General features: G+C 68.1%; 12 protein-coding genes. 4 read left to right on the top strand and 8 right to left on the bottom strand.

Features of this window, described 5'->3' with window-relative positions:
* On the top strand, window positions 1-408 hold a 408-nt coding region (locus tag OS124_RS27610), incomplete at its 5' end, for a hypothetical protein (RefSeq protein ID WP_010141642.1).
* A gap of 102 nt (window positions 409-510) precedes the next feature.
* Here OS124_RS27610 and OS124_RS0119630 read toward each other — a convergent pair.
* Both OS124_RS0119630 and OS124_RS0119625 read right to left on the bottom strand, forming a co-directional pair.
* Window positions 511-1,488, bottom strand: coding sequence for an NAD(P)H-quinone oxidoreductase (locus OS124_RS0119630; RefSeq protein WP_010141640.1), 978 nt, complete (start codon window positions 1,486-1,488; stop codon window positions 511-513).
* A gap of 69 nt (window positions 1,489-1,557) precedes the next feature.
* Complete coding sequence (locus OS124_RS0119625) at window positions 1,558-2,271, bottom strand: COQ9 family protein (protein WP_010141639.1); 714 nt, start codon at window positions 2,269-2,271, stop codon at window positions 1,558-1,560.
* A gap of 188 nt (window positions 2,272-2,459) precedes the next feature.
* Between OS124_RS0119625 and rpsU the strand changes: the two genes are divergently transcribed.
* On the top strand, window positions 2,460-2,666 hold the full coding sequence (gene rpsU / locus OS124_RS26680) for a 30S ribosomal protein S21 (RefSeq protein WP_005614280.1): 207 nt from the start codon (window positions 2,460-2,462) through the stop codon (window positions 2,664-2,666).
* A gap of 111 nt (window positions 2,667-2,777) precedes the next feature.
* Here the strand turns inward: rpsU and OS124_RS0119615 are convergent, their stop codons facing one another.
* Window positions 2,778-3,326, bottom strand: coding sequence for a flavodoxin family protein (locus tag OS124_RS0119615; RefSeq protein ID WP_010141635.1), 549 nt, complete (start codon window positions 3,324-3,326; stop codon window positions 2,778-2,780).
* Between the two features lie 20 nt (window positions 3,327-3,346).
* A complete protein-coding gene (locus OS124_RS0119610) occupies window positions 3,347-3,805 on the bottom strand; it encodes an Lrp/AsnC family transcriptional regulator (protein WP_029375591.1) in 459 nt (152 codons plus the stop codon).
* A 348-nt stretch (window positions 3,806-4,153) separates the two neighbouring features.
* Here OS124_RS0119610 and OS124_RS0119605 point away from each other — a divergent pair, with 348 nt between their 5' ends.
* Complete coding sequence (locus tag OS124_RS0119605; protein ID WP_010141632.1) at window positions 4,154-4,771, top strand: outer membrane protein; 618 nt, start codon at window positions 4,154-4,156, stop codon at window positions 4,769-4,771.
* A 50-nt stretch (window positions 4,772-4,821) separates the two neighbouring features.
* On the opposite strand, the gene mscL is transcribed toward OS124_RS0119605, so the two are convergent.
* A complete protein-coding gene (gene mscL, locus OS124_RS0119600; protein ID WP_010141631.1) occupies window positions 4,822-5,262 on the bottom strand; it encodes a large conductance mechanosensitive channel protein MscL in 441 nt (146 codons plus the stop codon).
* Between the two features lie 138 nt (window positions 5,263-5,400).
* Here mscL and OS124_RS0119595 point away from each other — a divergent pair, with 138 nt between their 5' ends.
* On the top strand, window positions 5,401-6,090 hold the full coding sequence (locus tag OS124_RS0119595; protein ID WP_010141630.1) for a glutathione S-transferase N-terminal domain-containing protein: 690 nt from the start codon (window positions 5,401-5,403) through the stop codon (window positions 6,088-6,090).
* Window positions 6,091-6,341: 251 nt separating this feature from the next.
* Here the strand turns inward: OS124_RS0119595 and OS124_RS0119590 are convergent, their stop codons facing one another.
* From OS124_RS0119590 to pheT, 3 genes are all read right to left on the bottom strand, one after another.
* Window positions 6,342-6,788 (bottom strand): YtoQ family protein, encoded by a 447-nt coding sequence (locus OS124_RS0119590; protein ID WP_010141629.1) that lies wholly within the window; start codon window positions 6,786-6,788, stop codon window positions 6,342-6,344.
* A 4-nt stretch (window positions 6,789-6,792) separates the two neighbouring features.
* Window positions 6,793-7,083, bottom strand: coding sequence for an alkylphosphonate utilization protein (locus tag OS124_RS0119585; RefSeq protein ID WP_010141628.1), 291 nt, complete (start codon window positions 7,081-7,083; stop codon window positions 6,793-6,795).
* 87 nt (window positions 7,084-7,170) lie between these two features.
* On the bottom strand, window positions 7,171-9,570 hold the full coding sequence (pheT, locus tag OS124_RS0119580; protein WP_010141627.1) for a phenylalanine--tRNA ligase subunit beta: 2,400 nt from the start codon (window positions 9,568-9,570) through the stop codon (window positions 7,171-7,173).
* Between the last annotated feature and the right edge of the window lie 1,646 nt (window positions 9,571-11,216).

Genomic DNA, 11,216 nt, shown 5'->3' with positions numbered 1-11,216 from the left:
GCGCTGCAGGCCGGCAAGCTGGGCCGCTTCCTGCCCGAGGCGCCGGAAGGCTGGACCCGCGAGATCGACGAGAGCGCCAATGAGGGCATGGCGATGATGGGTATGGGCGGCAGCACCGCCGCCGCCGATTACACCAGCCCTTCTGGCGATAGCTTCACCCTGACACTGGCCGCCGACAACCCCATGGTGATCTCCATGGCGGGCATGCTGGGCAATCCGCAGATGATGGCGATGATGGGCGAGCTGGTCGAATTCGGTGACCAGCGCATGGTCAACCAGAGCGGCGAAATCTCGGGTCTCGTCGCGGGACGGGTGCTGGTGCAGGCCTCGGGCAGCGCCTCGGCGGAGGAGATGACCGCGATCCTCGGCACGTTGGATTTCACCGGCCTGGCCAGCTACGACAAGTAGGCCGGACCGCGCGACGGCAGGGGCGCCAGAGAGGCGCCCCTATGGACGAGCAGCCCCGCGGTCAGGTGCAAGTTCCGGCGGGGGATCCGTCCGGCACGGGCCTTACCCGCCCGCGACTTCCAGGACGATCTTGCCGATATGGTCCGAGGTTTCCATCCGCGCATGGGCGGCGGCGGCCTCGGCCAGCGGGAAACTGCTGTCGATCACCGGCGCGACGCGCCCCGCGGCCAGCAGCGGCCAGACATGTTCGCGCAACCCCTCGGCGATCTCCGCCTTGGCCTGATCGGACTGGGCCCGCAGGGTCGAGCCGGTCACGGTCAGCCGCTTCATCATCACCTGGGCAAAGTTGACCTCGGCCTTCGGCCCGCCGAGGAAGGCGATCATCACCAGCCGCCCTTCCAGCTTCAGCGCCCTGATGTCCCGGGGGATATAACTGCCCCCGACCATGTCGAGGATCAGTTCGGCGCCACCCGCCTGCGCCAGCACCTCGACGAAATTCTCCTCGCGGTAGTTGATCGCCCGCTCGGCGCCGAGGTCGAGGCAGGCCTGGCACTTTTCGGCGGTGCCAGCGGTGGCGAAGACCCGGGCGCCGAAGGCGCGGGCCAGCTGGATCGCCGTGGTGCCGATCCCGGAAGAGCCGCCATGGAGCAGGAAGACCTCGCCGGCCTTGAGGCGCCCGCGCCGGAAGACGTTTTCCCAGACGGTGAAATAGGTCTCGGGCAGGCAGGCGGCCGCCCGCAGGGACATGCCCTCGGGCACCGGCAGGCAATGGGCGTAGGGGGTGACGACCTCTTCGGCGTAGCCGCCGCCGGGCAGCAGGGCGCAGACCTGCGCGCCAAGGGCGGCCTCGGGCACGCCCTCGCCGATCGCCACGATCTCGCCCGAGGCTTCCAGCCCCGGCAGGTCCGAGGCACCGGGCGGCGGATCATAGGTGCCCGAGCGCTGCGCCACGTCCGGGCGGTTCACCCCAGCCCAGGCCACGCGAATGCGCACCGCGCCTGGCCCCGGCTCGGGCAGGGCCCGCTCTGCCGGCACCAGAACCTCGGGCCCGCCGGGCCTTGCAATCTCGATCACCCGCATTTCAGGCGCTCCCCTTCCTTGTCTCGCTGACCCGGATTGTCACGCCGCGCGGACAGGATCGCAAGGGCCTCAGATCTTCTGATGGCCCGGCAGGTCCGACGCCCGCTGCGGCGCCCGGATCCGGCCCAGCAGGCCGAGCGGCCCGCGTTCCAGCAGCTTGCCGAGCGGCGAGGCCATGACCTGCCCCTTGGTCTTCTCGAAGCGCATCACGTCGCCGATGCGCCGGTCGAGGAACTCCCAGCTGGCCTGGTTGTCGAGCGAGTCATCGCCCAGCCAGAACAGCACGACCGAGCCGTAGACCCCCGACAGCGTGGCCCGCTTGGAATACCAGTTGTAATCTTCGGAGGTGTCGCCAAGCGCCCTCCAGATCGCATCGGCCGAGCCCCAGACAGCCTTGGCCCCGTCGGTGGCATGCTGGGGCAGCGCGAACAGCGCCGCCCCCCGGCGCACCAGTTCGCGGTCGGCGATCTCGAGGCGCAGGCGGACGGCGCGGGCGACCTTGTCGGAATAGCGCATCTCGTCATGTTCGCCCGCCGCGGCCTCGGCGGCGAAGCGGCGCGCCATCTCGGCATCGCCGGCGCGGTGATAGGCCAGCGCCAGATCGACGGCGCCACGCGGGAAGAGCGCCCGCGCCAGGCCGGGCGCCACGCCCGCATCCTCGGCGGCCGAGCGCAGGGCCGTCTCGCTCCAGCCGTCGAAGGGCACATGGGTGCAGGCCGCCTCAAGCAGCCGTTCCGCCGCCGAAGGATCCGATTCGCCGGGGGATGCAAATGTCTCGCTCATCGCGCTCTCCTTCGCCTCTGTCGCGGGATTTCCCCCGCGCAGGGATGGTTTCGCTGCGGATCCGTCCCCCTCGCGCCGCTATCGGCGCCCGGGACCACCCCGCCTGCTGGACAAATAGGGCGGGCCTTGCTATACGGCCACCTCCTGCAACTTATGCAACTTTAACTTAGGAAGGTGGTGACAACCACATGCAGGTTAGTGTTCGCGACAACAATGTCGATCAGGCGCTCCGTGCCCTGAAGAAGAAGCTGCAGCGCGAAGGCGTTTTCCGCGAAATGAAGCTCAAGCAACATTTCGAGAAGCCGTCCGAGAAGAAAGCGCGCGAGAAAGCTGAAGCTATCCGTCGTGCCCGCAAGCTGGCGCGTAAGAAAGCACAGCGCGAAGGTCTCCTCTGAGAACTTCGTCCTAGGCTTCGTCTTCCACGGAAGACCCGACACGAAAAGACGACCCCCGAGGCCTGGCCACGGGGGTTTTTCCTTGCCGTCATGGACGGTCTCGGAGAGGCCTCAGCCCCAGCGGGCCAGCGACCCGGCGACACGGGCGCCGAAAAGCCGCGCCGAGGCATCGCAGCCGGGGCGCAGGCGGCCCTCGTCGGCCTGTTCCACCGCCAGCCCCAGGAAGGTGCCCGAGCTGTTCAGCCCGGCGCGCTCGGGGAAGACCGGGGCGCCGATGACCTCCTGCCCGACCCAGAGCATGCCATGCTGGGCGGCAAAGACCGCCAGCGACTTCAGTGTCGCCAGCTTGTCGCCGGCCTGCTGGATGCCGCAGGTGAAGCCGCCGGCCAGCTTGTCCTTCCAGCGCCGCTCCAGCCAGATCGTGCTGCCGGTCGCCTCGAGGAAGGTCTTGTAGCCCGCGGCCACCCCGCCCATGTAGGTCGGGCTTCCCATCAGGATCGCACCGGCCCGCTGCAGCAGGTCCCAGTCGACGTCTTCCGGATGCTGCACATCCATCAGGTAGACTTCGGCGCCGGCCTCGGCCGCGGCTCCGGCGATGGCCCGCGCGGTCAGCGCGATGGTGCCCGATCCGCCCCAGTATGTGATCGCAAGACCCGTCATCCGGCCCCCTTCCCGCCGCCTCAGACCGGCAGCGCAGTTGTCTTGAACACGGTGCGCAGTGCGAAAGAGCTCTGCATCCGCTGCACCCCGGGCAGCCGCGCGAGGCTCTGCCGGTGGATGCGGGCGAAATCCTCGGAGCTTTCGGCGACGACCTTCAGCAGGTAGTCCGCCGTGCCCGCCATAAGGTGGCACTCCAGCACCTCGGGCACCCGGCCGACGGCGGTCTCGAAGGCCTCCAGCAGCTCGTCCGCCTGGCCCGAAAGGCCGATCTCGACAAAGACCGTGGTGGCGAACTGCATCTTGCGTGCATTCAGCAGGGCGACGTAGTCGCGGATGTAACCCTCTGCCTCCAGCCGCTGCACCCGCCGGTGGCAGGCCGATTGCGACAGGCCGACCTTGTCGGCCAGCTCGGCGTTCGAGGTGCGCCCGCTTTTCTGCAGCACCCGCAGGATGGATCTGTCGAGCTGGTCGAGCGTCACGCCCGCGGCCTCCCCGTGCAAGTTGAAGCGCCGCAGATGCGCGCGGCGCAGGTGCCCTCCATGAACCACAGAGCCGGGCAAAGGGAAAGGCCGGCGCCGGCCCTCCGTCACCGGATCCGCCCGGATGGCGCCGGAAACGGCAGGCAGCCAGCCCAGCCCGGCTGACCCGTCGGTACATGTGCCCTGAACTCCCCAGATGGTCGAAAATTGCGGCCCTGCCGCAGGGACGGGCCCCGCAGGGCTGGCGTGGCGCAGCGGGATAGGCCAAAGTCTGCGCCGTGTCGTTCGTGCCATCCGGGTCGGGACGGCGATGCGAAAGCAAATCGACAACAGACACCGGAAAACGACATGAAACACATCATCAAGGGCGCTCTCACCCTGGCCATCGCGGCACAGGGGGTTCTCGGCATGACTGCAGTGGCCTCGGCACAGGCGGCCCCTGCCGCCGAATCCTGGGCCGGGGCCTATGCCGGTCTCAAGGCCGAAGCCTTCCGCAGCGGCGAGACCAGCTACAATTTCGTCAATCAGGGCGGCACCACCAGCTTCCCCTATGACCTTGCCGAGACCACCGAGGGCGGCCTGTTCATGGGCCACAACTTCACCTACGGCAACATCGTCTTCGGACCCGAGATCGCCTATACGCGCGGCGGCCCCGCCGAGCAGCTGACACCGGGTTCGGAACTGGAAGGGGTGGCCGACCTGAAGGCCCGTGTCGGCTATGCCACCGGGCAGGTGCTGGTCTACGGCTTCCTGGGCTACAGCTATGCCAACTGGAGCGAGTTCGGCAGCCGCATCGAGATCGACGGCAAGATCTACGGGCTGGGGGTCGACTACCTGATGCCCTCGGGCCTGTTCCTCGGCGCCGAGCTGTCGCGCCGCGAGCTGGAGGGGCATTACTACTTCGGCTCCGACTACCTGGCAGCCGAGACCACCTCGCTCAGCCTGCGGGCCGGCTACCGGTTCTGAGCTGACAGGAAAACAGGGAGCCCGCCCGCGCGGCGGACTCCCCATTCCGGTCAGGCAGATTTCTTCAGCTGGTCGCGAATCTCCAGCAGCACGTCCAGCTCGGTCGGGCCGGCGGGCTTGGCCTCGGCGGGGGTCTCGGGCGGGGTCTCGCGGGTCAGCTTGTCCTTCACGCGGGTGACGTAGCGCACAAGCATGAAGACGACGAAGGCGACGATCAGGAAGTTGATCACCGCCGAGAAGAAGGCGCCATAGGCGAAGACGGCGGCCCCGGCCTCGCGCGCGGCGGCGAGGCTGTCATAGCTGGCATCACCCGCAAGCACGACGAAGTTGTTCGAAAAGTCGAGACCACCGGTGATCAGGCCGAGAATCGGGTTCAGCAGGTCCTTGACCATGGATTGCACGATGGCGGTGAAGGCGGCACCGATGATGATGCCGACGGCCATGTCCATGACATTGCCCTTGGCGATGAAGGCCTGGAATTCTTTCAACATGTCTGTCGTCCTGGTTAATGGGTCACGCGCAGCCATTCTGCGCCCATGCACCGAGAAATCCACGCTTTCCCGCATGGTGCCGGTTCTTTCGCCCTAGCAGGCGCCTATATCGGGGTAAACGGACAACAGGAGATCCCCATGTTCCCCGAAGGCTTCCCGATCAATGCCCGCTGGCCCGCCGAAAATCCCGAGGTGATCCAGCTCTATTCCTTCCCGACGCCCAATGGCGTGAAGGTCTCCATCGCGCTTGAGGAAATGGGCCTTCCCTATGAGGCGCACAAGGTCACCCTGGCCGATGCCGATGTCAAAAGCCCCGAGTTCCTCTCGCTGAACCCCAACAACAAGATCCCGGCGATCATCGACCCGAACGGCCCGGACGGCAAACCGATCGGCCTGTTCGAAAGCGGCGCGATCCTGGTCTACCTGGCCGAGAAGACCGGCAAGCTGATGCCCCAGGGCGCGGGCAAGTACGAGGTCCAGAAGTGGCTGTTCTGGCAGATGGGAGGCCTCGGCCCGATGCTGGGCCAGCTCGGCTTCTTCTACAAGTTCGCCGGCGCCGAGATCGAGGATCCCCGCCCGCGCGAGCGCTACATCAACGAAGGCAAGCGCCTGCTCGGCGTGCTGAACGGCGCGCTGGGAGGCCGCGACTGGGTAGCCGGCGAATACTCCATCGCCGATATCGCCATTGCGCCCTGGCTGAACGGACTCGAATTCTACGGCGCCCGCGAGGTGCTGGAATGGGACAGCTTCAGGAACCTGCAACCCTATCTCGACCGCTTCTATGCCCGCCCGGCGGTCGAGCGCGGCAAGAACATCCCGGCGCGCTGACATCCAGAGGCAGCCCAGGGACGTAGAGGGGGCCAGGGGGCGCTGCCCCCTCTTGAGCCCTCGCGGGCTCAATTCACCCCCGGAGTACTTTCAGCCTGGTGATGCGCGTTTCGGGGCGCAATGAAGGCTCCCTCCCTCTCCGTGAAGAGCGCGCCACGCTCCCAATGGAAAAGGAGGGAGCCTCTCCGGGCCCCCTCCCATCATCATCACCAGGCTGAAAACACTCCCGCCGGAGGCATGTCAGGCCAGCCTCAGGCGGGCAGCTTGCCGGTCAGCACGTAGCGCAGGATCTGCACCACCTGCTCAGGCGTCTCGGCTACAGCGAGAGCGGCCCCGTCGACCTCCTTGAGGGCGTGGCGGTGTTCCGGGGCGTGCAGCACGATCAGCGACTTGCCGAGGGCGGCGGCGTAGCCTGCGTCGAAGGCCGCGTTCCATTGCTTGTACTTCTCGCCGAAGCGGACGACGACGACGTCGGCCTGTTCGATCCCCATGCGGGTGCGGATCGCATTGACCTTGGCGCCCTTGTGGTCATGCCAGAAAGGGTTGTCCTCGGCACCCAGGATCGCCACGCCGCAATCGTCCGAGGCGGCGTGATCGGTGACCGGGCCCTCGAAGCGGATGGGCAGGTCCGAGGCGCCCTCGGTGATCTGTTCGCGCCAGTCGGTGTGGATCTCTCCGGACAGGTAGACGCTCAGCATCGGCTTACCTCTTCTTCACGAATTCGGTGCGCAGCACGAGACCGCGGATTTCGGGGTGGCGGCAGTCGATTTCCTCGGGATTGGCGGTCAGGCGGATCGACTTGATCAGCGTGCCCTGCTTCAGCGTCGTGCCCGCGCCCTTCACCTTCAGGTCCTTGACCAGCACCACCGCGTCGCCATCGGCCAGCGGCGTACCCTGGGCATCGACCACCTGCACCGCGTCGCGGGCGGCCAGTTCAGAGGCCGGCAGCCACTCGCCGCTTACCTCGTCATAGACGTAGTCATCATCGCTCATTGTGCTCTCCAAGGGATCATGGGACCGGCTTCTTGGGACGGGGGGCGGGGCGTCTCTCCCCCGCAGGGGAGAGCGCGCCGCGCTCCGTCAACCGCGCAGGGTGCCGCCGGTGGCCTTCTGCACCTTCTCGACGATCTTCGCGGAGATCGCCTCGATCTCCTTTTCCTTCAGCGTCGCCTCGGTGGGCTGAAGCCGGACGGTCATCGCCAGGCTCTTCTTGCCCTCGCCGAGGCTGCCGCCGATGAACTCGTCGAAGATCCGCACATCCGAGATCAGCGCCTTGTCCGCGCCGGAGGCCGCGTTGACCAGGGTCAGCGCCTCGACCCCGGCGTCAACGACGAAGGCGAAGTCGCGTTCCACCGCCTGCAGGTCGTTCAGCACCAGCGCCCCCTTCGAGGCATCGGTGTTGCGCGGCAGCGGGATCTCTTCCGGCCAGATGGTGAAGCCCACGACGGGGCCCTTCACGTCCATCTCGGCCAGCACCTTGGGGTGGATCTCGCCGAAGACCGCCAGCATCTTCTTCGGGCCGAGGCAGATGCGACCATGGCGACCGGGATGCCACCAGGCATCGCCCTCGCGCAGGATCTGCACCTTGGCCGGCGCGCCGATGGCCGCAAGGATCGCCTCGGCATCGGCCTTGGCGTCGAAGACATCGACGGGACGGGCCGCGCCATGGACATCCTTGGGGCCGGTCTGGCCGACGAGGATGCCCGAGACCTGCAGGTGCTGCTCGCCCGGCTCGCCGCCGTGCCAGGCCGCGCCCACTTCAAAGAGCGCCATGTCGGTCATGCCGCGCGCCTGGTTGCGGGCCGCGGCCTGCAGCAGGCCGGGCAGCAGGGCGGGGCGCATGTGGCTCATCTCCGAGCTGATAGGATTGGCGACCATGGTAGCGTCATCGCCGCCGTTGAAGAGCGAAGCAGAGGCCTTGTCGATGAAGCTGTAGGTCACGCATTCGTTGTAGCCGAGCGCCGCCGCCGTGCGCCGCGCCACCTGCTCGCGCTTCTGCAGCGGGGTCAGGATCGGCTTCGGCACACCGGGCACCATGCGCGGCATCGGCTTCGGCTCCAGCTTCGTCAGCGAGGCGATGCGGGCCACCTCTTCCACAAGGTCAGCCTCTCCCTGCACATCGGGGCGCCAGGAGGGCACATGGGCCATGTCGCCTTCCATGACGAAGCCCAGGCGCTCCAGCGTGGCGCGCTGTTCCTCTGCCGGGATGTCCATGCCGACCAGCGAGGAGCACCGCGCGGTGTCCAGCTTGTAGGCGCGGGACACGTCGGGGGCCTCGCCCGCCACCACGGCCTCGCAGGCCTCGCCGCCGCAGAGCTGAAGGATCAGCGCCGTGGCGCGATCCAGGGCTTCGCGGTTGAAGGCCGGGTCGATGCCGCGCTCGTTGCGGTAGCGCGCGTCCGAGTTGATCTTCAGCGCCCGGCCGCCCTCGGCGATCGAGATGAAGTCCCAGAAGGCCGCTTCCAGGAAGACGTCCGTGGTCTCTTCGGTGCAGCCCGAGGCCTCGCCGCCCATGATGCCGCCGATGCTCTCGACGCCCTTGTCGTCCGAGATCACCAGCACGCCGGCAGGGATGGTGTAGGTCTTTTCGTCCAGCGCCAGCAGCTCTTCGCCGCCCTTGGCGCGGTGGACCCGCAGGTCGCCCGAGACCTTGGCCGCGTCGAAGACGTGCAGCGGGCGGTTCAGATCGTAGGTGAAATAATTGGTCACATCGACCAGCGCAGAGATCGGGCGCAGGCCGATGGCGCGCAGCTTGTCCTGCAGCCAGGCGGGCGAGGGGCCGTTCTTGACGCCCTTGATCAGGCGACCGGCGAAGGTGTGGCAGCCGTCCTTGGCGCTCTCGTCGATGGTGACCTTGATCGGCGAGGGACCGGCGGTTTCCGCCACCGAGACCTCGGCCATCGGCTTCAGCGTGCCGAGGCCGCGCGCGGCGAGGTCGCGGGCCACACCGCGCACGCCAAGCGCGTCGGGACGGTTCGGGGTGATGGCGATCTCGATCACCGGATCGACCTTGGTGGGATCGTTCTGCGCCAGCCAGTCGGCGAACTCCTGACCCACGTCGCCGTTCTCCAGCTCGATGATGCCGTTGTGTTCGTCCGACAGCTCCAGCTCGCGTTCCGAGGCCATCATGCCGTGGCTTTCCACGCCGCGGATCTTGCCGACCGAGATGGTGATGTCGAGGCCGGGGATATACATGCCGGGCTTTGCCAGAACGGCGGTGATGCCGGCGCGGGCGTTCGGGGCGCCGCAGACGATCTGCGTCTCGCCCTCGTCGGTCTGCACGCGGCAGACCCGCAGCTTGTCGGCATCGGGGTGTTGTTCCGCTTCAAGCACCTTGACCAGCTTGAAGCCCTTCAGCTTCGCCGCGGGATCGACCACCTCTTCGACCTCGAGCCCGAGGTCGGTCAGCGCCTCCTGGATCTCGTCGAGGGAGGCGGTGGTGTCGAGATGCTCCTTGAGCCAGGAGAGGGTGAATTTCATCGCGGATCCCCTTTGTACCTTGCGCCCGGTCCCCCGGGTCGTCCCCGGGCTTGTCCCCCATCGGAGGCCATTTGTCGAGAGGCGGCGGCCCGCTTGCGCGGCCTCCCTAGCGGGAGGCGTCCGGCAGCGCGCGACCGGCGGCAGCCCCCGGGTGCCGCGCCCCCGGAGCAGACCGGCAGCCCTGCCGCGCAGCTGCTCGGCAAGGCCCCGCACCCCCTCGCTCTGGCGCACCGAGGCGGGCCAGAGAGGCGCGGGCCACTGCGCCGTCAGATCAGGCCGCAGGGCCTGGCAGTAGGCCTGCCCCAGTGGTCCGGGCATCCGCATCAGAGAGCCGCCGATACGGCCGTTGAGTTCCAGCACCTGCGGCCGACCGTCCTCGACGAAATAGTCGAAACAGCAGAAGCCGCGGAAGCCCAGGTGCGCCAGCATGGCCGAAAAGACCTCGAGGTGATCGCCCGGCAGGGGCTGCACCTTGCCGCCGCCGTCGCGCAGCCCCCGGCGCATGGTGCCGGGGCGGTGCGGATAGCTGACCATGCGGCTCATCGCGATGTCGCCGCCCGGGCCGACCAGCAGATGCGCGGCATGTTCGACCTCGGCGGGAATCCAGCGCTGCCAGGTCCAGGCGGGGTCCTGTCCGGCGGTCTCGTAGGTGGCCCTGGTGATCCGCGCCCCGCCGGTGCTGACACGCGGCTTGCGCACGGCTGCCGCCCCTTGGCGCGGCAGCGGAAGCCAGTCGCCGAAACCGGCCGCCTGCAACCGGTCGCTGAGCGCCTGCTTGTCCTCGCAGAGCCCGAAAGTCGCCGCGTCGGGCGCCAGGAATTTCTGCCCTGCAAGCTGCGGATAGACCGCCTGCAGATAGCAGATGTCGCGCCCCTCAAGCGGAAGGATGGCATCGGCCCAGGCCACCAGGTCCGACCCGAAGCCGGCGATCATGGTTTCGACCCCCAGCGGGGCCAGGGCATGGCGGATGGCCCTGGCACGAGAGCGCCGCGTCGTGGAAAGCAGGAGTTTCAAGTCGTCGTCCCCCCAGACGGTTTGTCGGCGGTCAGGGCTGCTGGACTGCCAGCCTGACCTGTGTTGCGGTTTCTCTCGGCCAGTGCCGCAACGGGTCGCGGCCCGGCATGCTTTCCGGCACGCTCGGCGGCGCCATGGCCCGGGGCACGCCAGGGACCAGGCGGACCCGGTCGATCCACGCGCGCGCACCGGGCGCCTCCGCCCCCGGTGCGGCGTTGATCCGACAGGCAACGGGCACGCCCTCCGCGCGGATGCGCTTCACGCAGGCATGACCACGACATCCGACCGCATCCCGCCTCTGCCCGGACAGGGCCGGATACCTTGTGGGAATTGCGGAGGACGGCCCCTGGACGCAACCGTTCCCGGCCTGCGGGCAACGGCGGGAAGCTCTGGCTATCAGCGGCCGGCGGCAGGATGACATCGGCACCCCGACCCGGGCAAGCCGCCCCCTGCCCCCGGGCGGATGTCCGAGCGGCCCGAAAATCCGGCGCGTCCCGGCCCGGCCTGGCTGCAAGCCCAGTACCTTCAGACGATGGTGCTGCATGGGACGTCCGATTGCGCAAATCCAGTTAGTAGGACTGCGTATCTTCTAGCAAACCGGCTGTCGCGGCGCCAGCGCCGCCGCGGTCATT

The sequence above is a fragment of the Oceanicola sp. S124 genome, assembly GCF_000220565.1.
Lineage (GTDB): Bacteria > Pseudomonadota > Alphaproteobacteria > Rhodobacterales > Rhodobacteraceae > Pseudooceanicola.
This window is presented reverse-complemented; position numbering and strand designations above follow the sequence as displayed.